The 26779-nt window shown below is 60.4% G+C and carries 28 protein-coding genes; 5 read left to right on the top strand and 23 right to left on the bottom strand.

All coding sequences use genetic code 11. From position 1 onward, the window contains the following. Positions 1-21: 21 nt before the first annotated feature. The gene (locus BM70_RS0128940) at positions 22-570 is read right to left on the bottom strand and encodes a hypothetical protein (protein ID WP_025859262.1); all 549 of its coding nucleotides are present in this window, start codon (positions 568-570) and stop codon (positions 22-24) included. Positions 571-705: 135 nt separating this feature from the next. Beyond that, on the bottom strand, positions 706-1473 hold the full coding sequence (locus tag BM70_RS0128945; RefSeq protein WP_025859263.1) for a sulfite exporter TauE/SafE family protein: 768 nt from the start codon (positions 1471-1473) through the stop codon (positions 706-708). A gap of 99 nt (positions 1474-1572) precedes the next feature. On the opposite strand from BM70_RS0128945, the gene BM70_RS0128950 reads away from it, so the two are divergent. From BM70_RS0128950 to leuA, 4 genes are all read left to right on the top strand, one after another. Next, positions 1573-2463, top strand: coding sequence for a LysR family transcriptional regulator (locus tag BM70_RS0128950; protein ID WP_025859264.1), 891 nt, complete (start codon positions 1573-1575; stop codon positions 2461-2463). Positions 2464-2493: 30 nt separating this feature from the next. Next, on the top strand, positions 2494-3873 hold the full coding sequence (gene xseA / locus BM70_RS0128955) for an exodeoxyribonuclease VII large subunit (protein ID WP_025859265.1): 1380 nt from the start codon (positions 2494-2496) through the stop codon (positions 3871-3873). Between the two features lie 3 nt (positions 3874-3876). Next, positions 3877-4698, top strand: coding sequence for a M23 family metallopeptidase (locus BM70_RS0128960; protein WP_025859266.1), 822 nt, complete (start codon positions 3877-3879; stop codon positions 4696-4698). 324 nt (positions 4699-5022) lie between these two features. Beyond that, positions 5023-6702: a 2-isopropylmalate synthase gene (leuA, locus tag BM70_RS0128965; protein ID WP_010207924.1), complete on the top strand. Its 1680-nt coding sequence runs from the start codon at positions 5023-5025 to the stop codon at positions 6700-6702. Between the two features lie 164 nt (positions 6703-6866). On the opposite strand, the gene BM70_RS0128970 is transcribed toward leuA, so the two are convergent. The 21 genes from BM70_RS0128970 to trmJ form a co-directional block, all read right to left on the bottom strand. Further along, positions 6867-7658: an amidohydrolase gene (locus BM70_RS0128970; protein ID WP_025859267.1), complete on the bottom strand. Its 792-nt coding sequence runs from the start codon at positions 7656-7658 to the stop codon at positions 6867-6869. Next, positions 7646-8794 (bottom strand): pyridoxal phosphate-dependent aminotransferase, encoded by a 1149-nt coding sequence (locus BM70_RS0128975; protein ID WP_025859268.1) that lies wholly within the window; start codon positions 8792-8794, stop codon positions 7646-7648. Before BM70_RS0128975 ends, BM70_RS0128970 begins: the two co-directional genes overlap by 13 nt. A 114-nt stretch (positions 8795-8908) precedes the next feature. After that, positions 8909-10378, bottom strand: a complete 1470-nt coding sequence (gene der / locus BM70_RS0128980; protein WP_010207919.1) for a ribosome biogenesis GTPase Der — start codon at positions 10376-10378, stop codon at positions 8909-8911. 205 nt (positions 10379-10583) lie between these two features. After that, on the bottom strand, positions 10584-11735 hold the full coding sequence (gene bamB / locus BM70_RS0128985) for an outer membrane protein assembly factor BamB (protein WP_021492276.1): 1152 nt from the start codon (positions 11733-11735) through the stop codon (positions 10584-10586). After that, positions 11728-12369 carry a YfgM family protein gene (locus tag BM70_RS0128990; protein ID WP_025859269.1) on the bottom strand — a complete coding sequence of 214 codons (642 nt, stop codon included), beginning with the start codon at positions 12367-12369 and terminating at the stop codon, positions 11728-11730. The genes bamB and BM70_RS0128990 overlap by 8 nt, the downstream gene beginning before the upstream one ends. Positions 12370-12410: 41 nt before the next feature. Then, on the bottom strand, positions 12411-13700 hold the full coding sequence (gene hisS, locus BM70_RS0128995; protein ID WP_025859270.1) for a histidine--tRNA ligase: 1290 nt from the start codon (positions 13698-13700) through the stop codon (positions 12411-12413). 21 nt (positions 13701-13721) lie between these two features. After that, a complete protein-coding gene (gene ispG / locus BM70_RS0129000; RefSeq protein ID WP_025859271.1) occupies positions 13722-14831 on the bottom strand; it encodes a flavodoxin-dependent (E)-4-hydroxy-3-methylbut-2-enyl-diphosphate synthase in 1110 nt (369 codons plus the stop codon). A gap of 2 nt (positions 14832-14833) precedes the next feature. Further along, positions 14834-15841, bottom strand: coding sequence for a RodZ family helix-turn-helix domain-containing protein (locus tag BM70_RS0129005; RefSeq protein WP_025859272.1), 1008 nt, complete (start codon positions 15839-15841; stop codon positions 14834-14836). Then, positions 15841-16599: a type IV pilus biogenesis/stability protein PilW gene (gene pilW / locus BM70_RS0129010; RefSeq protein ID WP_025859273.1), complete on the bottom strand. Its 759-nt coding sequence runs from the start codon at positions 16597-16599 to the stop codon at positions 15841-15843. The genes BM70_RS0129005 and pilW overlap by 1 nt, the downstream gene beginning before the upstream one ends. Positions 16600-16611: 12 nt before the next feature. Then, a complete protein-coding gene (gene rlmN / locus BM70_RS0129015) occupies positions 16612-17760 on the bottom strand; it encodes a 23S rRNA (adenine(2503)-C(2))-methyltransferase RlmN (protein ID WP_025859274.1) in 1149 nt (382 codons plus the stop codon). 29 nt (positions 17761-17789) lie between these two features. Beyond that, a complete protein-coding gene (gene ndk, locus BM70_RS0129020) occupies positions 17790-18215 on the bottom strand; it encodes a nucleoside-diphosphate kinase (protein WP_003175956.1) in 426 nt (141 codons plus the stop codon). A gap of 92 nt (positions 18216-18307) precedes the next feature. Beyond that, a complete protein-coding gene (gene iscX, locus BM70_RS0129025) occupies positions 18308-18511 on the bottom strand; it encodes a Fe-S cluster assembly protein IscX (RefSeq protein ID WP_017135947.1) in 204 nt (67 codons plus the stop codon). 14 nt (positions 18512-18525) lie between these two features. Then, positions 18526-18867 carry an ISC system 2Fe-2S type ferredoxin gene (fdx, locus tag BM70_RS0129030; RefSeq protein ID WP_025859275.1) on the bottom strand — a complete coding sequence of 114 codons (342 nt, stop codon included), beginning with the start codon at positions 18865-18867 and terminating at the stop codon, positions 18526-18528. A gap of 3 nt (positions 18868-18870) precedes the next feature. Next, positions 18871-20733, bottom strand: coding sequence for a Fe-S protein assembly chaperone HscA (gene hscA, locus BM70_RS0129035; RefSeq protein WP_025859276.1), 1863 nt, complete (start codon positions 20731-20733; stop codon positions 18871-18873). Between the two features lie 53 nt (positions 20734-20786). Beyond that, on the bottom strand, positions 20787-21308 hold the full coding sequence (gene hscB / locus BM70_RS0129040) for a co-chaperone HscB (RefSeq protein ID WP_025859277.1): 522 nt from the start codon (positions 21306-21308) through the stop codon (positions 20787-20789). 8 nt (positions 21309-21316) lie between these two features. Continuing rightward, entirely contained in the window at positions 21317-21640 is a 324-nt protein-coding gene (gene iscA, locus BM70_RS0129045; RefSeq protein ID WP_003175963.1) for an iron-sulfur cluster assembly protein IscA, read from the bottom strand. 28 nt (positions 21641-21668) lie between these two features. Next, complete coding sequence (gene iscU / locus BM70_RS0129050) at positions 21669-22055, bottom strand: Fe-S cluster assembly scaffold IscU (protein ID WP_003175965.1); 387 nt, start codon at positions 22053-22055, stop codon at positions 21669-21671. Positions 22056-22154: 99 nt separating this feature from the next. After that, the gene (locus tag BM70_RS0129055; RefSeq protein ID WP_017530022.1) at positions 22155-23369 is read right to left on the bottom strand and encodes an IscS subfamily cysteine desulfurase; all 1215 of its coding nucleotides are present in this window, start codon (positions 23367-23369) and stop codon (positions 22155-22157) included. A 50-nt stretch (positions 23370-23419) separates the two neighbouring features. Then, on the bottom strand, positions 23420-23911 hold the full coding sequence (gene iscR, locus BM70_RS0129060; RefSeq protein ID WP_003194020.1) for a Fe-S cluster assembly transcriptional regulator IscR: 492 nt from the start codon (positions 23909-23911) through the stop codon (positions 23420-23422). 256 nt (positions 23912-24167) lie between these two features. Further along, positions 24168-24950: a serine O-acetyltransferase gene (gene cysE, locus BM70_RS0129065; RefSeq protein ID WP_025859278.1), complete on the bottom strand. Its 783-nt coding sequence runs from the start codon at positions 24948-24950 to the stop codon at positions 24168-24170. Between the two features lie 2 nt (positions 24951-24952). Next, entirely contained in the window at positions 24953-25723 is a 771-nt protein-coding gene (gene trmJ / locus BM70_RS0129070) for a tRNA (cytosine(32)/uridine(32)-2'-O)-methyltransferase TrmJ (RefSeq protein WP_025859279.1), read from the bottom strand. A 145-nt stretch (positions 25724-25868) separates the two neighbouring features. Between trmJ and suhB the strand changes: the two genes are divergently transcribed. Then, positions 25869-26684: an inositol-phosphate phosphatase gene (gene suhB, locus BM70_RS0129075; protein ID WP_003175971.1), complete on the top strand. Its 816-nt coding sequence runs from the start codon at positions 25869-25871 to the stop codon at positions 26682-26684. The last annotated feature ends 95 nt before the right edge of the window (positions 26685-26779 follow it).

The raw sequence follows: 26779 nt of genomic DNA on the forward strand, positions 1-26779 counted from the left end.
ACAGGGGGGCGCCGCAGTGAGTTACAACTCGACTTTGACCCAACTCATCTTCTGATCGAGCCAATCGGCAAACTCGTCGATAAAGCTCTGCTTGAACCCCGCTTCCGCCCAGTTGTTGAAAATGAAGCCCAGGTTGGAAAACCCGCATTCCTGCAGGAACAGGAAGCCGTTGATGTCGTCTTCATGCCCACACAGCGGGCAGGTGAAGTTGTCGGTGTGGCCGGGCATCCAGTCTTCCAGGCTTTCAAACAGCGCTTCGCCGACTTCCTTGAGGCATTCCGGGCAGCCGGCTTCTTCGAGAAAGCCCTTGGCCGGGGTGTAGATGCATCGCTTGTAGATGATCTCCAGGCCGTTGATCGGTTCGTTGAACGGCAACGCCTCGGGGTGCAGCACCACCGCACGGGCACCGTCGGCCAGCGCATAGCCCATGCGATTGCCGGTGCGACCACAGGTGGTCAGCTCTTCCTTGATGATGTTCTTGCGCACCAGCCAGCGCACGATCGCCCGCGCGCGGGGTTCATGGACAGGCAAGGTGGAGATTTTCGGGACAAGGATGCTTTGGGAGTTCATGGGAGTCCTGCGGTGTGGCGTCTGGCGCCATCGCCGGCAAGCCGGCTCCTACATTGAAATGCGATCAACTGTAGGAGCCGGCTTGCCGGCGATAAGGCCCTGAAGGCTGGCAGCTTAATCCCTGCCCCACACAGGTCAAGTACTCAGATACCGCCCAATCAACGCAATGCCACTGGCCAACACCAACCACGTCACCAACCGCACAAACGCCTCACGCGACATACGCATCGTCAAACTGCGCCCACACCACAGCCCCAGGGCCATCGCCGGCAACAGGCACAGCGCCAAGATCAGCAGCGGCAGATCCGCATACACCCCGGCGATCAGGAACAGGCTCAGGCGCACCACCGTGCTGCAACTGATCAATGCACTCTGGGTCGCACGCGCCGCGTCCTTGGGCAGGCGGCTGTTCAGGTAGATCGCATATAAAAAGCCACCACTGCCAAACAACGCCCCGAACAAGCCGCCAACCGTGCCCATCGGAATCGACCACCCCGCCGCCAACTGCGCGGGCCGCGCCTTCACCGCCAGGCTGTAGATCGCGTAGGCGCTGATAAACAGCCCCATCAATAGCAACAACACATCCGAATGCAGATTGAGCAAAAACACCACACCCAGCGTGCAACCGATGGCCATGCACGGCAGCAATCGCAGCAACTCCGGTTTGTTAACCTCCCGACGTGATTGCAGCAGGTTGCCAAACGCCGCGACAAAATCCAGCAGCACCAGCAGCGGGATGATCTTCGACAGCGGCATAAACAGGATCAGGATCGGCCCGGCGACCAGCGCGGTGCCAAAACCGGCGATGCCAAACACGATATAGGCCACGACAATGCCCACGCCAATCACCAGCCAATCCACACCACCAAACGACCACTGACTCATCAGCTCAACCGGGCTCATGGGTTATTCCTTATCAGACATGGCCATCACTTTAGCCATCGGCGAGGGATGCGACTAATATCTTCAAAGCCCTCCACCCATCTCGAAAAGGCATGACGCGTGATTTCCACCCGCCAACTGCGCTACTTCGTCGAAATCGCCGACAGCGGCAGTTTCAGTGCCGCCGCTGAGCGCCTGTTTGTGGCGCAGTCCGCCTTGAGCCGGCAGATCAAGGAGCTGGAAACCCAGCTGCAAACGCCCCTGTTCGAACGCACTGCACGCCAACCGCGACTGACCGCAGCGGGTGAAGCCTTCTACCCGCGAGCACGCAACCTGCTGAGCGAGCTGCTCAAGGCCAGCGAAATGGCGACACAGGTGGGTAATGGTGAACTGGGCACGCTGCGCCTGAGCCATTCAAGCACCGTGCCCATGAGCGGCCCGCTGCTGCAAGGCATCAGCACCTGGCTGGAGCGTTGCCCTGGGGTGTCGATGGATATCGTCAAACTGTCTTCTGAAGCGCAGTTGGAAGAAATCGCCGACGGTCGCCTGGAAGTCGGCGTGCTGCGTTTGCCCGTTTTACGCCAGCGCGAAGGGGTGCGGGTCGTGCCTTTATATAGCGAGCAACTGCTGCTGGCCGTGCCGCCGAATCATGCGCTGGCGCGCAGTCAAGCGCCCATCGAGCTGGAGCAACTGAAGGACGAAGCGTTTATCTCGATCCCCCACCCTCAACGTGGCGGCCTGAGTTATCTGTCAGCCGATCTGTGCATGCGTGCGGAATTTTTCCCCAAGGCTGCACGGGTGATGTCACGCAAGACCACCCAATTGCAGTTGATCCAGGCCGGCTTCGGTATTGCCTTGTTACCAAAATCCATGCAGGACATCGCCCCCGCCAACGTGCACTTTCTGCCCCTGGCCGACCCGGACTGCCTCAGCACCGTGGCCCTGGCCTGCGCACAGGCGCCGAGCGCGCTGGTGGAGCAATTCTGCCAAACCTTGCGCGAATGCCTATAAACTGCCGCCCATGATTAAAGATCGCCGCTCATGATTAAAGACCCGTTCGCCCGCCTGGGCCTGGACCGCGAAGTCCTGACTGTCAGCCAACTCAACGGCCGCGCGCGGGTGTTGCTGGAAGACGTATTCACCAATATCTGGGTCGAAGGCGAGATCTCCAACCTCGCCCGCCCAGCTTCCGGCCATGTGTATTTCACCCTCAAGGACAGCGGCGCGCAGGTGCGTTGTGCACTGTTCCGCAACAATGCTGCGCGCGTGCGCCAGGCACTGAAAGATGGCCTGGCCGTAAAAGTACGTGGCAAGGTCTCGCTGTTCGAGGGCCGCGGTGATTACCAACTGATCCTCGATACCGTCGAGCCGGCGGGTGACGGGGCGTTGCGCCTGGCATTCGATGCGCTGAAGGAAAAGCTCAGTGCCGAAGGCCTGTTCAGCGCCGAACGCAAAGTGCCGTTGCCGGCACATCCGCGGCGCATTGGTATTATCAGCTCACCGACCGGCGCGGTGATCCGCGACATCATCAGCGTGTTCCGCCGTCGAGCGCCAAACATCGAACTGACACTGATCCCCACAGCCGTGCAAGGCCGCGAAGCCATCCCTCAGATCGTGCGCGCGTTGAAACTGGCGGATGCACGCGGTTTCGATGCGCTGATCCTGGCCCGTGGCGGCGGATCCCTGGAAGACCTCTGGTGCTTCAACGAAGAGGCCGTGGCGCGAGCAGTCGATGCGTGCGTCACGCCGATCGTCAGTGCCGTCGGCCATGAGACCGATGTATCGATCAGTGACTTCGTGGCGGACGTACGCGCGCCTACCCCCTCCGCTGCGGCCGAGTTGCTCGCGCCAGACGCGAGCCATCTGGTGCGCCAGGTCGAAAACCTGCACCGCCGCCTGGTGATGCTGATGCGCAACCGCCTGAGCCACGACCGCCTGCGCCTGGAAGGCATGGCCCGACGCCTGCGTCACCCCGGCGAACGCCTGCGCCAGCAGGCCCAGCGCCTGGATGACCTGGACATGCGCCTGCGCCGCGCGTTCGAACGCAGCCTCAATACCCGGCGCGAACGCCTGATCCGCCTCGAAACCCGCCTCGCCGGCCAACACCCCGGTCGCCAACTCGCCCTGCTGCGCCAGCGCCTGGAGAGCCTCGCCGAACGCCTGCCCCGCGCCATGCGTGAAGGCCTCAAGGCACGGCGCCTGCAACTGCAGAGCCAGGTGCAGACGCTGCAGGTGGTCAGCCCGCTGGCGACCCTGGGCCGTGGCTACAGCATCCTGCTGGACGAGCGCGGCCAGGCCATTCGCAACGCCGCACAGACCCACACCGGCCAGCGCCTGACCGCGCGCCTCGGTGAAGGCCAATTGCAAGTGCGGGTGGAAGACAACCACCTGACACCCGTCACCCTTTCGTTACTGGATTGATTGATGCCACGTCTCTTTAGCCTGCTGATGTTGTTTTGCCTCGCCTTCAACGCCAACGCCGACAGCTACATCACCCGCACCCTGAACAAACCGGTGCCGGGTGGCGTTGCCGTCGTTGAACTGGGTCCCGCAGCAGCGGCCCCCAAAGCCACCTATCAGGGCAAGCCGGTGCTGGTGGTGAAAGAGGCGGACAACTGGCTGGCGATTGTCGGTATTCCTTTGACGGTCAAGCCGGGTAACGAGCGCATCAGCAGCGGTGGGCGCAACCTGCCGTTTATCGTTGGCTACAAGAAGTACCCGGAACAACGCATCACCCTGAAAAACAAAAGCCAGGTGAACCCCGACCCGGCGCAGCTCAAGCGCATCGAGGCGGAGCTGGCGGTGCAGATCAAGGCCTATCGCAGTTTCAGCCCGAACCTGCCGAGCAACCTGGTGCTGGACAAACCGGTGAACGGGCCGCTGTCGAGCAAGTTCGGCGTGCGTCGTTTCTTCAACGGTGAAGAACGCAACCCGCATTCGGGCCTGGATTTCGCTGTGCCGGCCGGAACCCCTATCAAGACCCCGGCGAACGGTAAGGTGATCCTGGTCGGTAATTACTTCTTCAACGGCAACACTGTGTTCGTCGACCATGGCCAGGGCTTTATCAGCATGTTCTGCCACATGTCGAAGATCGACGTGAAAGTCGGCCAGCAATTGGCGCGCGGTGCCGTGGTGGGCAAGGTCGGCTCGACAGGCCGTGCGACCGGGCCGCACATGCACTGGAACGTCAGCCTCAACGATGCGCGGGTTGACCCGGCGATCTTTATCGGCGCGTTCCAACCCTGAAACGCTCGATTGCGCGCCTGATAATGGGCGCGCAATTAAAACCAGCCAGCAATCAATTACTGACCATAAAATCTCGTTTCCCACGCCAATAGCAGAACTTATCTCAATTTTTCTCGACTGCTTGCCATCTTTCACCCCGGCGGTTAGGGTTGAGCTTATGAAAACCTCTCACACCCTCATTCAGCTCCGCCAGCACCGCAGCCTGTGCCTTGTCAGCGCACGACTGCCAGGCTGAATCGATCTGCCTCGTCTTTACGTTTTATCCCCAAAAACAGTTCTACGGCAGGCCGCCTTTTCTCGGCCCCTACAACAAAGGATTTCCCGATGAGCATGCTCAAAGACCCGTCTTCGAAGTACCGCGCGTTTCCGACCATCGATATCCCGGACCGCACCTGGCCATCGAAGACCATCACCGAAGCGCCGATCTGGTGCAGTTCCGACCTGCGTGATGGCAACCAGTCGCTGATCGAGCCGATGGACGCGGTGAAAAAGCTGCGTTTCTGGAAGACCCTGGTCGCCGTCGGCGTGAAGGAAATCGAAGCCTCGTTCCCGGCCGCGTCGCAAACCGACTTTGACTTCGTGCGTACCCTGATCGAAGACAACCACATCCCCGAGGACACCACTATCCAGGTGCTGACCCAGGGCCGTGAAGACTTGATCGCGCGTACCTTCGAATCCCTGCGCGGTGCCAAGAAGGCCATCGTGCACCTGTACAACGCCACGTCGCCGTCCTTCCGTCGCATCGTCTTCAACCAGGACAAGGAAGGCATCAAGGCCATCGCGGTCAACGCCGCCAAGCTGTTCGTCAAATATGCCGCCCAGCAGCCGGAAACCCAGTGGACCTTCGAATACTCCCCGGAGACCTTCAGCGCCACTGAGCTGGAGTTCGCCAAGGAAGTGTGCGACGCGGTGATCGAGGTGTGGAACCCGACGCCTGAGCACAAGATGATCCTCAACCTGCCGGCCACCGTGGAATGCGCCACGCCGAACATCTATGCCGACCAGATCGAGTGGTTCGGTCGCCATATCAACCGTCGTGACAGCGTGATCATCAGCTTGCACACCCACAACGACCGCGGCACCGGCGTGGCCGCCACCGAGCTGGGCCTGATGGCCGGCGCCGACCGTGTCGAAGGCTGCCTGTTCGGCAACGGCGAGCGTACCGGTAACGTCGACCTCGTCACCGTCGCGCTGAATATGTACACCCAGGGCCTCGACCCGCAGCTGGACTTCTCCGACATCGATGGCGTGCGCAAAGTCGTCGAAGAGTGCAACCAGATCCAGGTTCACCCACGTCACCCGTACGTCGGTGACCTGGTGCATACCGCCTTCTCCGGTTCGCACCAGGATGCTATCCGCAAAGGCTTCTCCCAGCAGAAAGACGATGCGCTGTGGGAAGTGCCGTACTTGCCGATCGACCCGGCCGACATTGGCCGCAGCTACGAAGCGGTGATTCGCGTGAACAGCCAGTCGGGCAAAGGCGGCATCGCCTACCTGCTGGAGCAGGAATACGACATCAGCTTGCCGCGTCGCATGCAGATCGAGTTCAGCCAGGTGGTACAGGCCGAAACCGACCGTGTCGGCCTGGAGATGACCGCACCGCAGATCTACGCCTTGCTGCAGCGTGAATACCTGCAAGCCAACACCCCGTACGCGCTGGTCAGCCATCGCCTGCAGGAAGAGAACGGCAACAGCTTTGTCGAGGTGGAAGTCTCGGGCAAGGGCCAGGGCGAAACCAACCTGCACTGGAAAGGCAAAGGCAACGGCGCGCTGGAAGCGCTGGTGGCAGGCCTGCCGATTGGCGTGGAGATCATGGACTACAACGAACACGCGATCGGTGCAGGCACCAACGCCAAGGCAGCGGCCTACATCGAACTGCGTGTGAACGGCGAACGCCCGGTGCATGGCGTGGGTATCGATGAAAACATCACCACCGCCAGCTTCAAGGCGCTGTTCAGCGCGCTGAACCGCTCGCTGAGCCAGCAGGAAGCGAAAGCGGCGTAAGCCGGTTCGTAGGAATGCAAAAGGCCCCTGGGTGAGAACTCAGGGGCCTTTTTGTTGGCTGTCCGATTTGAGTTGCCTGTGAGGGCCTCATCGCGGGCAAGCCCGGCTCCCACAGGTAATCGCACCCAAGTGTGGGAGCCGGGCTTGCCCGCGATGGCGGTGGCTCAGACAAACTGAAAGCTATCGGCATCCAGGTTGGCCGGGAACTTGGTGCGATATGCCGCCAATTCCGCCGCCTCCAGGTTCACCTGGAACACCCCATCCGCCTCCCCCGCACTCAGCAGCGTCTCCCCCTGGAAGTCCAGCACCTGGCTGTCCCCGGTGTAGGCAAAGCCCTTCCCATCCGTGCCCACGCGGTTCACCGCCGCCACGTAGCACAGGTTCTCGATGGCCCGCGCCGGCAGCAGTCGGTTCCAGTGCTGGCGCCGTGCACCCGGCCAGTTGGCGGTGTACAGCAGCAAGTCAGTGTCCTGGGCATCGCGACTCCATACCGGGAAGCGCAGGTCGTAGCAAATCAACGGGCGAATACGCCACCCCTTCAACTCGAACTGCACCTGGCGCTCGCCGGGGGTGTAGTGGTCGTGCTCACCGGCCATGCGGAATAGATGGCGCTTGTCGTAATGCAACACCTCGCCATCCGGCCGCGCCCACAGCAGGCGGTTGCGGTGGCTGCCGTCGACGGCCTGGATGATCACACTGCCCGTGATCACTGCGTTGTACTTCGCAGCCTGGGCCTGGAGCCAGCGGTGGGTCGGGCCGTTCTCAGGTTCTGCGAGGACTTTCGACTCCATCGAGAAACCGGTGGTGAACATCTCCGGCAGCACGATCAGGTCAGCGCCTTTCGCCTGCTCCAACAGCAGCTCGAAATGTTCAAGGTTGGCTTGGCGGTCGTGCCAGGCCAGGTCGGTCTGGACCAGGGCGAGGTTCAGGTTCGGCAGTGCACTCAGATCACGCATAGTTTTTCAGCCGCTTGTTGCAGCGTCTCCTCGCGTTTGGCAAAGCACAGGCGCACCAGGCGCTGGCCTTGGGGTGGGTTCTGGTAGAACACCGAAACCGGAATCGTCGCCACGCCATGTTCGCGGGTCATCCACAGCGACATGGCGACGTCATCCAGGTCCGGACGGATCTGTGAGTAATCCACCAACTGAAAGTAGGTGCCGGTCACACGCGTAAAACTGAAGCGCGACGGCGTCAGCAGGTCGCAGAACAGGTCGCGCTTGGCCTGGTAGAACGCCGGCAGTTCCTCGACGTGTTCCGGGTGTTCGACCATGAAGTCGGCCAACGCGTATTGCAGCGGGGTGACACCGCAGAAGTTGACGTATTGATGCACCTTGCGCAATTCGGCTGTGAGAGCAGGCGGTGCGACGACATAGCCGGTTTTCCAGCCGGTGACGTGATAGGTCTTGCCGAACGAACTGACCACGAAGGCGCGCCGGTACAGCTCTTCATGGGCCAGCACGCTGACGTGGGGCACGCCATCAAATACCAGGTGTTCGTAGACTTCGTCGCTGACCAGATAGATATCACGGTCGCGGATCAGTTCGGCCAGTTGGTCGAGTTCGGCGCGGCTGATCAGCGCGCCGGTCGGGTTATGGGGGGAGTTGAGGATGATCATGCGCGTACGCGGTGACAGCGCCGCCTTGATCTTCTCGAAGTCGAGGGCAAAGCCTTGCAGGCTCAGTTGCACATGCACGCAGCGACCACCGGCCAGCTCGACCGAAGGCTCATAACTGTCGTAGCTGGGGTCGAACACGATGACTTCATCGCCATTGCGAATCACCGCCTGGATCGCGCAGAAGATCGCCTCTGTGGCGCCAGGGGTAATGGTCACTTCACTGTCGGCATTGACCGTTGCGCCATAACTGCGGGCGATCTTGGCGGCCACCTGCTGTCGCAGCACTGGCAGGCCGGTCATGGGCGCATATTGGTTGTGCCCGAGGGCAATATGCTTGCCCACTGCATCGAGCAAGCCCTGGGGGCCATTGAAGTCCGGAAAACCCTGGGACAGGTTGAGTGCGCCGGTTTCGGCAGCGAGTTGCGACATGGTGGTGAAAATGGTCGTGCCGACATTCGGCAGCTTGCTGGTGATCATCGGAGGCCCCTGCAGGTGAGCCCCAAGTTTTAAGCTGCCGGCCGCACCGGGTCAAGGTACAAACCGTCGCGCACAAAAAAGGGCTCTGAAAGAGCCCTTTTTGCAAGGTCGGAATCAGCGCTTGTCGCGGCGCTTCTTGTCGGCCTTCTTGTGGTGAGTCATCAAACGACGCTTCTTGTTCACCTGACGGTCGGTCAGTGTGTTCTTGTTGCCTTCGTATGGGTTCTCGCCCCCCTTGAACTCGATACGGATCGGCGTACCGACCAGTTTCAAGACACGGCGGTAGGTGTTTTCCAGGTAACGCACGTAGGACTTGGGCACCTTCTCTATCTGGTTACCGTGGATCACGATAATCGGCGGGTTGGCCCCCCCCAAGTGGGCGTAACGCAGTTTGATCCGGCGGTTGTTGACCATCGGCGGCGCGTGCTCGCCAACGGCGTCTTCCAGGATCTGGGTGAGACGGTTGGTCGGCCAGCGGGTGACCGCAGACTTGAACGAGTTCTGTACGGACGCGTAGAGGTTGCCCACGCCGGTGCCGTGCAGTGCCGAGATGAAGTGGATGTCTGCGAACTCGACGAAGAACAGCCGACGTTGCAGCTCGATCTTGACGAAGTCGCGCTCGCTCGGCGTCATGCCGTCCCACTTGTTGATCGCGATCACCAACGCACGACCGGCTTCGAGGGCAAAGCCCAGCAGGTTGAGGTCGTGGTCCACCACGCCTTCGCGGGCGTCCATCACGAAGATCACCACGTTGGCGTCTTTGATCGCTTGCAGGGTTTTGACCACCGAGAACTTTTCAACTTCCTCGTGGATCTTGCCGCGCTTGCGCACACCGGCGGTGTCGATCAGCGTGTACTTTTCCTCGTTACGTTCGAACGGGATGTAGATGCTGTCGCGGGTGGTGCCGGGTTGGTCGTAGACGATGACCCGGTCTTCACCGAGCATGCGGTTGACCAGCGTCGACTTGCCGACGTTAGGACGGCCGATGATGGCGATCTTGATACCGTCTTTTTCGCTCGGGCCAGGAATGCGCTTGGCTTCCTCGCCTTCGGCGACGATCTCTTCCTCGCCCTCTTCTTCCTCGGCGTTATCCTTCGGGAAGCTGCTCAGGGCAATTTCCAGCATCTGGGTAATGCCGCGACCGTGGGCACCGGCGATCGGGATCGCATCGCCCAGGCCCATCGGGCTGAACTCGGCGCGGGCCAGTTCAGGATCGATGTTGTCGATCTTGTTGGCGACCACGTAGGAACGCTTGTTGCGCTTGCGCAGGTGCTCGCCAATCATCTGGTCGGCAGCGGTGTAGCCCGCACGGGCGTCCACCAGGAACAACACGACATCGGCTTCTTCAATGGCCAGCAGCGACTGCTCGGCCATCTTTTCGTCCATGCCATGCTCGTCACCGGAGATACCACCGGTGTCGACAATAATGTAGGAGCGCCCTTGCCACTTTGCCTCACCGTATTGGCGATCACGGGTCAGACCGGACAAGTCGCCGACGATGGCGTCGCGAGTCCTGGTCAGGCGGTTGAACAAGGTGGACTTGCCGACGTTAGGTCGGCCCACCAGGGCGATTACGGGAACCATGCGGCTCTCCACTTCGTTATTTCAGAAAATACAAAAGCCGCTGCAAGGCAGCGGCTGGTGCTCGACTGTAGGAGCGAGCTTGCTCGCGAAAAACGCAAAGGCACCGCGTTTATTCAGACAGCACGCGTTATCGGTAACGATTTTCGCGAGCAAGCTTGCTCCTACAGGTGAAGCTACTTGAGGGGCTACCCCGCAAGCATAGTTCTTACTTGATGGTCAGGGCTTCCAGCTTGCCGCTGTTGCCATACACATAAAGCATGTTACCCACCACCAGCGGACGCGCACGCAGGCCGTCGCTGTCGATACGCTCGCGACCCACGAAGCGACCATCTACCTGGCTCAGCAGGTGCAGGTAGCCTTCGAAGTCACCCACCGCCACGTAGCTGGAGAACACTTCCGGTGCCGACAGTTGGCGGCGAGCCAGGGAGTCATTGCTCCACAGTGCAGTGGTGGAACGCTCGTCGACACTTTCAACGGTGCCGGACGCCAGGCTTACGTAGACGCTGCCAAACCCTTGGGCGACACCGGCGTAGCTGGAAGCATCACGCTGCCAGTTGACTCGGCCGCTCTGCAGGTCCAGTGCCGCAACACGGCCCTGGTAAGTGGCTACGTAGAGGGTTTCACCGGACAGCAGCAAGCCGCCGTCGATATCCACTACGCGATCCAGTTCGGAACGACCTTGAGGAATGGCCACACGGGTTTCCCAGGCCGGCACGCCGTTCTGGGTATCCAGGGCGACCACTTTACCGGTCGACAGGCCTGCAACGGCCAGATTGTTGGTCACAATCGGACCACTGGTACCGCGCAGCGTCAGCACCGCTGGGGTGCTGTCGTACAACCAGCGCTGTTCGCCAGTGCTGGCGTCGAGGCCAATCACACGGTCGTCCTGGGTTTGCACCACGACGATATCGCCGTTGGTGGCAGGCGGTGCGAGGACTTCACTGGTCACGCGAGCGCGCCATTTCTCTTCACCGGTGCTGGAATCCAGGGCCACGACTTCGCCTTTCAGCGTGCCGAGCATGACCATGCCGTAACCCACGCCTACGGCGCCGGAAACTGGCAATTCGAGGTCTTTCTTCCACTTCACGTCGCCGTTCATGCGATCCATGGAGATCACCACGCCGGTCACGTCAGCGGCCACAATGTTGTCACCGTCGATTGCCGGTACCAGCATGTTGTAGGTTTCGCCCTGACCGTCACCGATGGAGCGGCTCCACTGCTTTTGCAGGACCACTTCTTCCTTGAAGCTGGTCAGCTCCGCAGGTGGCAGTTCTTTTTTACTGTTGCTGCTGCAACCCGCGGCCAGAACGGCCAGAGCCAGCAATGCTGCATGTTTCCAACGGATCACGTCACGCATCCCCTTTGGCCAAGTCGTCCAGCTTGATTTGTAAGCCACCGACCGCCGCTTCATCAGACAGCGCCGCCTTGGCTTTTTGGTACGCAGCATTGGCTTCGTCGGTACGACCCAATTGGACCAACAGGTCGCCCTTGAGCTCTTCGCGAGTGGCTACAAATGCCTTGTCAGCATCGCCGTCGAGCAGTTTGAGTGCTTCGTCAGCCTTGTTCTGTGCCGCCAGTACCTGAGCCAGGCGCTGACGTGCGATTTCACCCAGGGTCGGGTTGGTCGGCTTGTCGGCGATGGCCTTCAGCTCAGCGGCTGCGTCATCCAGCTTGCCGGTGTCGACCGCGACTTTCGCGACGAACAGGCTGCCGTATTGGGCGTAGGTGCTACCGCCGAATTCGCTCTTCAGCTTGCCGGCCAGGTCTGCAACCTGCGCAGGGTCAGGCTTGCCATTCGGCGTCAGGGTGGTTTCCAGCAATTGCTGATAGAGGATCGAGGCGCCTTGGGACTGGTTGGCCTGATACTTGGTCCAGGCTTGCCAGCCGAACACCACCACTAAAGCCAGCAGACCGCCAGTAACCAAGGGCTTGCCGTTACGCTGCCACCAGTCCTTGAACTCGGCCAGTTGCTCATCATCAGTACTCGACACCCCAATACTCCTTAATCGCTAAATTCGGCTGTTCGACAGCTTCAACCCTGCACGACGCAGGTGGCCAAGTGCGCAGCGAGCGCATCAAAGGCAATGTTCTGTTGCTCACCCTGGCCACGCAGGGGTTTGAAACCTATCACTTGCTGGGCCAGTTCGTCTTCGCCGAGGATCAGTGCATACAACGCACCGCTCTTGTCGGCCTTCTTGAACTGGCTCTTGAAGCTGCCAGCGCCGGCATTGATCTGCAGGCGCAGGTTCGGCAGTTGGTCGCGGACTTTTTCGCTCAGGGCCAGGGCCGCCAGTTCGGCCGCCTCGCCAAAGGCGCACAGGTACACGTCCACCTGACGGGAGATCTCTTCAGGGACCTGCTCCAGGGTTTCCAGCAGCAGGATCAGCCGCTCGATGCCCATGGCAAAACCCACGCCCGTGGTCGGCTTGCCGCCCATCTGCTCGACCAGGCCGTCATAACGACCACCGGCGCACACGGTGCCCTGGGCGCCGAGTTTGTCGGTGACCCACTCGAACACGGTCTTGCTGTAGTAGTCGAGGCCACGCACCAGTTTCGGGTTGATCACATACGGAATACCGGCCGCCTCCAGGCGAGCCCTGAGGCCCTCGAAGTGCGTACGGGATTCGTCGTCCAGGTAATCGGCCATTTTTGGCGCGTTGACCAGCACGGCCTGGGTGTCGGCGTTCTTGGTATCAAGGACGCGCAACGGGTTGGTCTTCAGACGGCGCTGGCTGTCTTCGTCCAACTTGTCCAGGTGGGCGGACAGGTATTCGACCAGGGCCACGCGGTAGCGGCCCCGGGATTCGCTGGTGCCCAGGCTGTTGAGTTCAAGCTTGACCGCGTCGCGGATGCCCAGCAGGCCCCACAGGCGCCAGGTCAGCACGATCAGTTCGGCGTCGATGTCCGGACCGTCGAGGTTGAACACCTCCAGGCCGATCTGGTGGAACTGGCGATAACGACCTTTCTGCGGGCGCTCGTGGCGGAACATCGGGCCGATGTACCACAGTTTCTGCGGCTGGCCGCCACCGGTGAGGCCATGCTCGAGCACGGCGCGCACGCACGCGGCAGTGCCTTCCGGACGCAGGGTCAGGGAGTCGCCGTTGCGGTCCTCGAAGGTGTACATCTCTTTTTCGACGATGTCGGTCACTTCACCGATGGAGCGCTTGAACAGCTCGGTGAACTCGACGATCGGCATGCGGATCTGCTTGTAACCGTAGTTATCCAGCAGGCGCGCGACAGTGCCCTCGAAATAGCGCCACAGCGGCGTCTGCTCCGGCAGGATGTCGTTCATGCCACGAATGGCTTGCAGAGACTTGCTCACATCAAATCCTTAAATTCGTTCTTAGCCGCGCGCGATCAGCGCTGCGTCAGCCGCGACCTTCTCGGCCGCTTTCTCGCGGATCAACCTTTCGAGCTCATCCACCAGATTGTCATTCGTCAACTTCTGCGACGGCTTGCCGTCGATGTAGATCAGGTTCGGTGTACCACCGGTCAGGCCGATGTGCGCCTCTTTGGCTTCACCCGGACCGTTGACCACGCAACCGATCACCGCCACATCCAGCGGCACCAGCAGGTCTTCGAGGCGCCCTTCCAGTTCGTTCATGGTTTTCACCACGTCGAAGTTCTGCCGCGAGCAGCTCGGGCAGGCAATGAAGTTAATGCCACGGGAACGCAAATGCAGGGATTTGAGAATGTCGTAACCGACCTTCACTTCCTCTACCGGGTCTGCCGCCAGGGAGATGCGGATAGTATCGCCAATCCCTTCGGCGAGCAGCATACCGAGACCCACCGCAGATTTCACTGTGCCTGAGCGTAAACCGCCGGCTTCGGTGATCCCCAGGTGCAACGGCTGCACGATTTCCTTGGCCAGCAAGCGGTAGGCTTCTACCGCCATGAACACGTCCGAAGCCTTTACGCTGACCTTGAAGTCCTGGAAATTCAGGCGCTCCAGGTGTTCAACGTGGCGAAGCGCCGATTCAACCAGTGCCGCCGGGGTAGGCTCGCCGTATTTCTTTTGCAGGTCTTTTTCCAGCGAGCCGGCGTTGACGCCGATACGGATCGGAATGCCCCGGTCGCGAGCAGCGTCAACCACTGCGCGCACACGGTCTTCGCGACCGATGTTGCCCGGGTTGATACGCAGGCAGTCCACACCCAGCTCGGCGACGCGCAATGCGATCTTGTAGTCGAAGTGAATGTCGGCAACCAATGGCACCTTGACCAGTTGCTTGATGCGGCCAAAGGCTTCGGCGGCGTCCATGTCCGGCACGGACACGCGCACGATGTCCACGCCAGCGGCTTCCAGACGGTTGATCTGGGCAACGGTGGCGGCCACGTCATTGGTGTCGCTGTTGGTCATGCTTTGTACCGCGATGGGGGCGTCACCACCCACCGGCACCGAGCCGACCCAGATCTTGCGCGATACGCGACGTTTGATTGGAGATTCGCCGTGCATGACTATTGTCCCAACTTCAGGCGAGCGGTCTCGCCACTGGTGAACGGCGCCACGTCCACAGGCTGGCCGTTGTAGGCCACTTGCGCGCCACGGGCAAAGCCCAGACGCAGCGTCAAAGGAGGTTTGCCGCCTTGGTCAAGCGTATCTCCCTTACGCTTCAGACCGCTAAACAGCACTTTGCCATTGCCGTCGGTGACTTGCGTCCAGCAGTCAGCGATGAAGGTAATCTGCACGCGGCCATCGCCGGCAATCAACGCTGGGGTGGTGGGCGGCGAAATCGCAGGGGCGGCCGGCGCGGCTGGCGCTGGAGTCGCTGGCGCCTGCACAGGAGCAGTCGGCGTATGGGCTTGGGCGACCGGGGCAGCCGGGGTGTGAGCCGGTGCAGCAGGCGTCGCGGGAGCCGGTACGGCAGCAGTTGCGGCAGGCGCGGTTTCTGGTGCTGGTTGCTCTGTGGCAACCGGCGCCTCAGGCGCGGCCTGACCTTCGGCCACCGCCTGGTCTTCCGGCTCATCCAGCGGATGAATCTGGGTGGTGCCGTCGGCGCTTTCGACTTCGACGTGCTCCATGGCGTTGCTGGTCAGGTCCTTGGTGCGCTGGGAAGTCTGGTCTTGCCACCAGACGAAACCACCACCAATGACAGCGATCAGCAGCAACAAGCTGACAATTCGCAGAATCGTGTGGGAAACCCGCACCGGCTCTTCGATGCGGCCCAGGCCATGTACGTTGCTGCCCTGGGAGTCGGTGCCGGTGAACTGGTCGAATTCCTGGACCAACACGGCCTGGTCGATCCCCAGCAACTTGGCGTAGGCACGGATATAGCCGCGGGCGAAAGTATGCCCAGGCAGCTTATCGAACGCGCCGGCTTCCAGGTTGGCCAGGGACGTGGTGGTCAAATTGAGCTTGAGGGCCACTTCTGCCAACGACCAACCATTGCTTTCGCGGGCCTGACGCAAGGTGTCGCCTGGGTTTACGCGATTAGCTGCTACAACTTCCGGGTGCGCCGCTTTCATCATTGCTCCGACAGGTATTGCTGATATTCCGGCGTACCGGGATAGAGTCGTTCGAGTTGCTGGCCAAAACGTGCGGCCGTGTCGCGTTCTTCATGAACCGTCGCCAGGCGCACACCGAGCAATAGACTACGTGCATTTTGCCCGCTGAGCAGGCTAAAACGCTCGTAATAGTCACGTGCCGGCACATAATGCCTGTCTTCGTAGGACAACTCAGCCATTTCGAGCAATGCCCGAGGCTGGTGACTGTTCAAGTGCAGGGCTTTTTCCAGTTGCTGGCGAGCGCTGTCACGCTGCCCCAGGCGCATCGAGGTGACCCCGAGGTTCTCGAACACCCTCGAACGCTCAGGATAGAGGGTATCGGCGCTGGCTTGCTGGAAATAAAGGGCGGCCTGGTCATAACGTTTCTGCTCGAACAGGAAGCTGCCGTAGTTGTTCAGCAGCCGCGGGTCGGCAGGACGGGAAGCCAGGGCCTTGTGAAAATACTGCTCGGCCAGCTCAGGCTCGGCCTGGGCTTGGAAAACCAGGGCCAGCGCGGCATTGGCGTCGGCGTCGTCGCTGTCCAGCTCAAGGGCCTTCTTCAGCGGCACCTTGGCCTGTTCGCTCATGCCTTGTCGAAGGTAACCCAAGCCCAGCTGCACATAGGCAACTCGCGCCTCATCACGGCCTTTACCGGTTTGCAAAGGGCTGTCATGGCCCGATGAAACACAACCGGCGGCGAGGCCGGTAACAAGCAAAAGCAGCGCAAGGCGCAAGGGCATAGAGATCCTCTCTCAGATTCGATTCACAGCAATTTGCGGCAGATCGTCGGCGGCGTTCAATTCACGCACGGCGATATAGCGCTCGCTGCGGCGGGTGCGGTCCATCACCTGCCCTACCAATTGGCCACAGGCGGCGTCGATGTCTTCACCACGAGTGGTGCGTACGGTGACGTTGTAGCCAGCCTGGTGCAGTTGATCCTGGAAACGGCGGATGGCGTTGTTGCTCGGCCGCTCGTAGCCTGAATGTGGAAACGGGTTAAACGGAATCAGGTTGATCTTGCACGGGATATTCTTGAGCAACTCGATCATCTCGACCGCGTGTTCAACCTTGTCGTTGATGTCCTTGAGCAAGGTGTACTCGATGGTCAGCACGCGCTTTTCGCCCAGCGACGACATGTAGCGCTGGCAAGATTCGAGCAGCATCTTAAGCGGATACTTCTTGTTGATCGGCACCAATTGGTTACGCAATGCGTCATTGGGTGCGTGCAGCGACAACGCCAGGGAGACGTCGATGTGCTTGGACAGCTCATCGATCATCGGCACCACGCCGGAGGTCGACAGGGTCACACGGCGCTTGGAGATGCCGTAGCCCAGGTCGTCCATCATCAAATGCATGGCCGAAACGACGTTATCGAAGTTCAGCAGCGGCTCACCCATGCCCATCATCACCACGTTGGTGATGGCACGGTCGACGGTCGCCGGGACGCTGCCAAAGGATTTGTTGGCAATCCACACCTGGCCGATCACTTCGGCGGCGGTGAGGTTGCTATTGAAGCCTTGCTTGCCGGTGGAGCAGAAGCTGCAGTCCAGGGCACAGCCTGCCTGGGACGAAACGCACAAGGTGCCGCGCTTGCCCTGGGGAATGTACACGGTCTCGACGCAGCTGCCGGACGCCACGCGCACCACCCACTTACGGGTGCCGTCGCTGGAGATGTCCTCGCTGACCACTTCCGGACCACGGACCTCAGCAATGGCCTTGAGCTTGTCGCGCAGGGCCTTGCTGACGTTCGTCATGGCGTCGAAATCATCGACGCCAAAGTGGTGAATCCATTTCATTACCTGACCGGCACGGAAACGCTTCTCCCCGATTGAGTCGAAGAATTTCTCCATTTCCGGCTGGGTCAGCCCCAGCAGGTTGGTTTTTACAGTCGATGTCGTCATGGATTCACCCTCACTCTTTAAGCCGATGCTTAGCGAGCGGTTACTTCAGTAGCTGCGAAGAAGTACGAGATTTCGCGAGCAGCAGCGGCTTCGGAGTCCGAACCGTGTACAGCGTTGGCGTCGATGGACTCAGCGAAGTCAGCACGGATGGTGCCGGCAGCGGCTTCTTTAGGGTTGGTAGCGCCCATCAGCTCACGGTTCAGAGCGATAGCGTTTTCGCCTTCCAGCACCTGAACAACAACAGGACCGGAGATCATGAAGGCAACCAGGTCACCGAAGAAGCCACGGGCGCTGTGCTCAGCGTAGAAGCCTTCAGCTTCAGCCTTGGACAGTTGCTTGAGTTTCGAAGCTACAACCTTCAGGCCGGCTTTTTCGAAACGAGTGGTGATCTCGCCGATGACGTTTTTTGCAACAGCGTCAGGCTTGATGATGGAGAAAGTACGTTGAACAGCCATGGTGTAACTCCAGAAACGGTAATTTACGAAAAATTAAACCCGCGAATTATACGCGGGTTATTGGGTATTGCCTAACTGCGTAAAAAGTCGGCTCAGTCGTCTGCTTCTTCGATCCACAAACCCTGAATCGCTTCCAGAACCTTTTCGCCACCCCGGTCCGGGATGTCGTCGAATTCCGGCAGCGCCATTACGAGGTCGCGCAGCTTGACGAAGTTCACAGTAAGAGGATTGACCTCAGGATGAGCTTCAGCAAGCTGTATAGCGATTTCTTGTACATCAACCCATTTCAGGCTCATGACACTTCCTTGAATCAATGCGGCGCTTCGGCGGCATGGTTGAGGGAATATTTCGGGATTTCGACGGTGATGTCTTCAGTTCCGACGATGGCCTGGCAAGTCAGGCGCGAAGTCGCTTCCAGGCCCCAGGCTCTATCAAGATAGTCTTCTTCCAGCTCATCGGCTTCGTTGAGCGAGTTGAAACCTGCGCGAATCACGCAATGGCACGTGGTGCAGGCGCACACACCGCCACAGGCGCTTTCGATTTCGATGTGGTTGTCATGGGCAACTTCGAGGATGGACTTGCCGGTCTCAGCCTCCACGACCATACCGTCCGGGCAGTGCTCGGCGTGTGGCAGAAAAATGACCTGCGGCATTGATTATTCCTCGATTTCATTCAGGTTGCGCCCGGCCAGTGCGGCTTTCACCGTCTGATCCATGCGGCGGGCGGCAAAGGCATCCGTCACCTGCGACAAGCGCTTGGTCTGTTGCTCGATGGCATAGCCATCGCTGCCTTTCATCAGTTCGGCCAATTCCTGCATCTGCAGGTCGATGACCATGCGCTCTTCAGCATCCAGCAGGCGCTCGCCGTCAGCTTCAAGGGCACCCTGCACCGCTTCGAGCAGGCGCTGGGCATCCACTTGCTGCTCACGCAATACACGGGCGACCTTGTCGTCACCGGCGTATTGGAACGAGTCCTTGAGCATCTTGGCGATTTCGCCGTCGGTGAGGCCGTAGGACGGCTTGACCTGGATGCTGGCTTCAACGCCGGAGGCCAATTCACGCGCAGCGACGCTGAGCAAGCCATCGGCGTCGACCTGGAAGGTCACGCGAATCTTCGCCGCACCGGCCACCATCGCCGGAATGCCGCGCAATTCAAAGCGCGCCAGCGAGCGACAGTCGCTGATCAGCTCGCGCTCGCCTTGCAGCACATGAATCATCATGGCCGTCTGGCCATCTTTGTAAGTGGTGAAGTCCTGGGCGCGGGCGACGGGGATGGTGGTGTTGCGCGGAATCACCTTCTCCATCAAGCCACCCATGGTTTCCAGCCCCAGGGACAGCGGGATCACGTCGAGCAGAAGCAGTTCGCCACCATCGCGCTTGTTACCGGCCAGGGTGTCGGCCTGGATCGCGGCGCCAATGGCGACCACTTGGTCCGGGTCGATTTCAGTCAGCGGCTGACGGCCAAAAGCTTCGGCGACGGCTTCACGCACGCGCGGCACGCGGGTGGAACCACCGACCATGACGACGGCACCGACGTCTTCCAACTCGATACCGGAATCGCGCACCGCGCGGCGGCAGGCTTTCAGGCTGCGGGCGACCATCGGTTCGATCAACGCATCGAAGGCTTCACGGGTCAGCTGAGCCGACCAGGTGCCGTAGGACACTTCAACAGTTGCGGCATCCGTCAGCGCTTCCTTGGCGGCGCAGGCGGTTTGCAGCAGGTTGCGCTGCGCGCCTGGATCCAGGTCTGCCGACAAGCCGGCGCTGGTGATGATCCAACCGGCGATGGCGTGATCGAAATCATCACCGCCCAAGGCGCTGTCGCCACCGGTGGCCAGCACTTCGAAGACACCACCGGTCAGGCGCAAAATAGAGATGTCAAAAGTGCCGCCACCCAGGTCATAAATAGCGACCAGGCCTTCTGCGTGCTGGTCCAGGCCGTAGGCCACGGCCGCTGCAGTCGGTTCGTTGAGCAGACGCAGCACGTTCAGGCCGGCGAGTTTCGCCGCATCCTTGGTGGCCTGGCGCTGAGCGTCATCGAAATAAGCCGGAACGGTGATCACGGCACCGACCAGTTCGCCGCCCAGGGTTTTCTCCGCGCGCAGGCGCAGCACCTTGAGGATATCGGCCGACACTTCCACCGGGCTTTTCGGGCCTTGGACAGTGTCGATGAACGGCATATGGGATTCGCCGCCGACGAAGCGGTACGGCAGTTGGTCGCCCAATTGCTTGACGTCGGACAGACCACGACCCATCAAGCGCTTGACCGACAGCACGGTGTTCAAAGGATCGGTAGACGCCGCCAGCTTGGCCGACTCACCGACTTCGGTGCGATCAGCGTGATAGCGTACGGCAGAGGGCAGGATCACCTGGCCATCGGCGTCGGGCAACGGTTCGGACATGCCACTGCGCAAGGCAGCAACCAGGGAATTGGTGGTGCCCAGGTCAATCCCGACCGCCAGGCGACGCTGGTGCGGTTGAGGGCTTTGGCCGGGTTCGGCGATTTGCAGTAGGGCCATGGTAATCAGGTCTTATCTGTCTATCAGGCGTGCATCACGGGCAGCACACTGGGTTAATCGTCGAGGCGCTCTTCTAGCTGGCGCACTTCGTAGGTGAGCTTGTCGAGGAACTGCATGCGCCGCATCAGGCGTTCGGCCTGTTCGCGTTGCGCTGCATCATCCCAACAGGCTGCGAAGCTTTCGTTGAGCTCATCCTGGGCCGCTTTCAGACGACGCTTGAAGACCGCGACGCCGGCCAGATCGGCTTCGTCCTGCAAGTCTTCGAGTTCTTCGCGCCACTGCATCTGCTGCATCAGGAAATCCGGGTCGTGAACCGTCACTTCCAGCGGCAACTCCCCACCGTTCATCGCGAGCAGGTAGCGCGCGCGTTTCGGAGGGTTTTTGAGCGTCTGATAGGCTTCGTTGAGACTGGCCGACCGCTCCAGCGCCAGGCGTTGCTCACGCTCGGAAGCGTCAGCGAAGCGGTCCGGATGCACGCCACGCGCCAGTTCTCGGTAGCGCGTGGCAAGCTGCTCAAGGTCCAGCCGAAAGCTCGGCTGCAGCTCGAATAAAGCGAAATGACAAGGAGTACCCACGAATAGCCTCAGATGTTGAAGCTTTCGCCGCAGCCACATTCACCGCGTACGTTGGGGTTGTTGAACTTGAAGCCTTCGTTCAACCCTTCCTTGACGAAATCGAGCTCGGTGCCGTCCAGGTAAGTCAGGCTTTTAGGGTCGATGATCACTTTCTCGCCGTGACTTTCGAACACCTGGTCTTCCGCAACCACCTCGTCGACAAACTCCAGCACGTAGGCAAGGCCGGAACAGCCCGTGGTGCGAACACCCAGACGAATCCCCTCACCTTTACCGCGCCCATTCAGGGAGCGGCGAATGTGCTGCGCAGCCGCTTCTGTCATGCTGATAGCCATCGTTGACTCCTTACTCGTCGCCAAATGCTTAGATCAAGCCTTTCTTCTGCTTGTAGTCGCGAACGGCCGCCTTGATGGCGTCTTCTGCGAGTACCGAGCAGTGGATTTTCACGGGCGGCAGGGCCAGTTCTTCGGCCAGCTGGGTGTTGCTGATAGTGACAGCCTCATCCAGGGTCTTGCCTTTCATCCATTCGGTCGCCAGCGAGCTGGAGGCGATGGCCGAGCCGCAGCCGTAGGTCTTGAACTTGGCGTCTTCGATAACGCCAGCGTCGTTGACCTTGATCTGCAGGCGCATCACATCGCCGCACGCCGGAGCGCCAACCATGCCGGTGCCGACATCAGGGTCTTCCGCGTTCATCTTGCCGACGTTGCGCGGGTTTTCGTAGTGGTCGATGACCTTTTCGCTGTAAGCCATGGTACTGAATCCTCACTCATCAGGGCCGCTCTGGAACCCTGTAGAAACGCCTGCGTTTTCCGCCACGTTCCTACAGAGCTTGGGTGGCGGCTTCTATATTTAGTGTGCCGCCCACTCGATCTTGGAAATATCGACACCGTCTTTGTACATGTCCCACAGCGGCGACAGAACGCGCAGCTTGTTGACAGCTTCGCAGACCTTCTGCGCGGCGTAGTCGACTTGCTCTTCGGTGGTGAAACGGCCGAACGTAAAGCGGATCGAGCTGTGTGCCAGTTCGTCGTTGCGGCCCAGGGCGCGCAGTACGTACGAAGGCTCAAGGGACGCCGAGGTGCAGGCCGAACCGGACGAAACCGCCAGGTCCTTGAGTGCCATGATCAACGACTCGCCTTCGACGTAGTTGAAGCTCAAATTCAGGTTGTGCGGTACACGGGCGGTCATGCTGCCGTTGATGTACAGCTCTTCAAGGTTCTCGACCTGCTTGTAGAAGCGATCGCTCAGGGCCTTGATGCGCACGTTTTCGGCAGCCATGTCTTCCTTGGCTACACGGAAGGCTTCGCCCATGCCGACGATCTGGTGGGTCGCCAGGGTGCCCGAACGCATGCCGCGCTCGTGACCGCCGCCGTGCATGGTGGCTTCGATGCGCACGCGTGGCTTGCGGCTCACGTACAGGGCGCCGATGCCTTTAGGGCCGTAGGTCTTGTGGGCAGAGAACGACATCAGGTCGACTTTCAGTTTCGACAGGTCGATATCGACCTTGCCGGTGGACTGAGCAGCGTCGACGTGCAACAGGATGCCCTTCGAGCGGGTCAGCTCACCGATGGCCGCGATGTCGTTGATGGTGCCGATTTCGTTGTTCACGTGGATCACGGAAACCAGGATGGTGTCTTCACGCAGCGCGGCTTCGATCATGGCCGGGGTGACGATACCGTCGGTGGTTGGCTCGAGGTAGGTGACCTCGAAACCTTCACGCTCCAGTTGGCGCATGGTGTCGAGGACCGCCTTGTGCTCAATCTTGGTGGTGATCAGGTGCTTGCCTTTGGTCGCATAGAAATGCGCCGCGCCCTTGATAGCCAGGTTGTCGGACTCGGTGGCACCGGAGGTCCAGACGATTTCACGCGGGTCTGCGCCAACCAGGTCAGCGACCTGGCGACGAGCGTTCTCGACCGCTTCCTCGGCTTTCCAGCCGAATACGTGGGAACGGGAGGCCGGGTTGCCGAAGTTTCCGTCAACCAGCAGGCATTCGCTCATCTTTTGCGCGACACGCGGATCAACCGGGGTGGTCGCTGAGTAATCAAGGTAAATCGGCAATTTCATGGACTTTCTCCTAAATCAGGCTGGCTGGCGTGCCGTTAGCTCTTCGGCTGTCACTCGACGGCGGACGCTTCGATCTTGTCCAGACGCGGCGCCTTGGTGTTGCAACGGCGCTGGTCCTGACGCTGGGCTACTTCTTGCACCTCACGGCGAGTGACAAGATCAGCCAAGCTGATACCACTCAAAAACTCATGGATCTGCAGGCTCAAATCACACCACAGGTGGTGTGTCAGGCAGGTGTCGCCGGCGTGGCAGTCACCCAGGCCCTGGCACTTGGTGGCATCGACGGATTCGTTGACCGCATCGATCACCTGAGCTACCTGGATGCCCTGCATGTCACGGGACAGCTGATAGCCACCACCTGGACCACGAACGCTGGAAACCAGATTGCTGCGGCGCAATTTGGCGAACAACTGCTCGAGGTAGGACAGGGAAATGCCTTGGCGCTCGGAGATATCGGCCAGGGACACCGGCCCAGTTTGCGCGTGCAAGGCCAGGTCAAGCATGGCGGTCACCGCGTATCGGCCTTTTGTAGTCAGTCTCATGGACAATTACCAAGGTGTTTCAGAATGTGGGCAAGTATGCGATTCCCGAGTATTTAAGTCAACTATAAGACCTAGTACTTTAGTCAGGATTACCCGTAAAAAGGGCGCGCGAATCATAGCAGGGTGCGAGAGGTAATGGCACATTCAACAGCATGTGGCCGATAAAGCGTAAACCTTGTAGGAGCCCGGCTTGCCGGCGATAGCGAACTTAACGACGCCATCGCCGGCAAGCCGGCCTCCTACAGGAATGAGTACTTCAGCTAGCTTGCTGGTTGGTTTCGGCCTTGATCTCGGCGAAGTCCTCTTCGCGCAACTCAGGCAGATCCTTCGCGCAGTAAGGGCTGCCCAGGTCCTTCAGCGCACCGCACATGCCGTCCAGCTTGCCATCCACCGCTTGCAGATGGTCAAGCAACTGACCAATAGCACGGGCTACCGGGTCGGGCATGTCTTCGCTGACGCCATAGGCATCGAAGCCGATCTTCTCGGCCATGGCCTTGCGCTTGGCCTCCTGCTCATCGCCGACTTCCGGCTTGACGATGATTCGGCCAGGGATACCGACCACGGTTGCGCCAGGCGGCACCGCCTTGGTCACCACGGCATTGGAGCCCACCTTGGCACCCGCGCCGACGGTGAATGGCCCGAGCACCTTGGCGCCCGCCCCTACCACTACGCCATTTTCCAGCGTCGGGTGGCGCTTGCCTTTGTTCCAGCTCGTGCCACCCAGGGTCACGCCTTGATAGAGCGTCACGTCATCGCCGATCTCAGCAGTTTCGCCAATCACGATACCCATGCCATGGTCGATGAAGAAGCGACGACCGACCTTGGCCCCAGGATGAATCTCGATGCCAGTCAACCAGCGCCCAAAGTTCGACACCAGCCGCGCCAGCCACTTCCAGCCCATGCCCCACAAGGCGCCAGACAGGCGGTGGATCCAGATCGCGTGCATGCCCGGGTAGCAGGTCAGCACTTCAAAGGCGTTGCGCGCCGCCGGGTCACGGTGGAAAACACTCTGGATATCTTCTCGCAAACGCTCGAACATTTTTAATCCTTCCGCTTAAGAAGCTCGCCACGGGCCGCTTTCTGGGTTTCCGTGAGGATGCCACGCAATATATTCATTTCTGCCCGGCTGACCGAGCTGCGTCCGTAAAGGCGACGCAGGCGCGCCATCAAGTGCCGTGGTTTTTCCGGATCGAGGAATTCGATGGCAACCAGGGTCTGCTCCAGGTGCTCATAGAACCGTTCCAGCTCGTCCATGGTGGCCAACTCGCCACTTTTGGTCGAGGCAACCTCTTCCTTTTCTACCTTGCTTGGCTGACCAGCCGCGGCCAGCCAGGCCATGCGCACTTCGTAAGTCAACACCTGCACCGCTGCCCCGAGGTTCAGCGAACTGAATTCAGGGTCTGATGGGATGTGCACGTGGTAATGACATCGCTGCAGCTCTTCATTGGTGAGGCCGGAGTCTTCACGACCAAAAACCAAGGCGATTTCAGCGCCACCGGCGGCCTCTTCCACCACCTTGGTGCCGCATTCACGCGGGTCCAGCAGTGGCCAGGGGATACGGCGGTCGCGGGCGCTGGTGCCAAGCACCAGGTTGCAGCCGACCAGGGCGTCTTCCAAGGTGGCGACGACCTGGGCTTTTTCCAGGATGTCATTGGCGCCGGACGCACGGGCATCGGCCTCGTGGTGCGGGAACACACGCGGTTCGACCAGCACCAGGCGCGTCAGCCCCATGTTTTTCATGGCTCGCGCCACCCCGCCGATGTTGCCGGGATGACTGGTATTGACCAAGACGACACGAATGTTTTGCAGCAAGGGAGGCGCTCTCGGACACGGGAAAGGGGAGCAAATCTTACAGAACAGCCTAAGGTTATGCCATGAAAGCTAACGTCGTCCTTCACCTGAAGAAAGTTTCTGCTAGAATGCTCGGCTTTCTTTAACAACCTTAGGTGACACATCCATGCAGCCCATGCTGAATATCGCGCTGCGCGCCGCCCGCAGCGCCAGTGAATTGATCTTCCGCTCCATCGAGCGCCTGGATACCATCAAGGTCGACGAAAAAGACGCCAAGGATTACGTGTCCGAGGTGGATCGCGCCGCCGAACAGAAAATCATCGACGCTCTGCGCAAGGCCTACCCTACCCACGGCATCCTCGGTGAAGAAACCGGCCTGCACAAAGGTAGCGGCGAAGGCGAAGACTACCTGTGGATCATCGACCCACTGGATGGCACCACCAACTTCCTGCGCGGCATCCCGCACTTTGCCGTGAGCATCGCGTGCAAATACCGTGGCCGTCTGGAACACGCCGTTGTCCTGGACCCCGTCCGCCAGGAAGAATTCACCGCCAGCCGTGGCCGTGGCGCCCAACTGAACGGTCGTCGCCTGCGCGTCAGCGGTCGCACCAGCCTGGACGGCGCCCTGCTGGGCACCGGCTTCCCATTCCGTGACGACCAGATGGACAACCTGGAAAACTACCTGGGCATGTTCCGCGCCCTGGTTGGCCAGACCGCCGGCATCCGCCGCGCCGGCGCGGCGAGCCTGGACCTGGCTTACGTGGCCGCCGGTCGTTTCGACGCATTCTGGGAGTCGGGCCTGTCCGAGTGGGACATGGCTGCAGGCGCCCTGCTGATCCAGGAAGCGGGCGGCCTGGTGAGCGACTTCACCGGCGGTCACGACTTCCTTGAGAAAGGCCACGTGGTTGCCGGCAACACCAAATGCTTCAAGGCAGTACTGACGGCGATCCAGCCGCACCTGCCGGCCTCGCTGAAGCGCTAAGCGAGCGAGCACAAAAAAGCACCCCGAGGGGTGCTTTTTTTATGCCTGGAGCTTGGGAAAGAACCAATATCACTGAAACAAACACAATCGACTGT

It is taken from the genome of Pseudomonas sp. CHM02 (assembly GCF_000612585.1).
In the GTDB taxonomy this organism is placed as follows: Bacteria; Pseudomonadota; Gammaproteobacteria; order Pseudomonadales; family Pseudomonadaceae; genus Aquipseudomonas.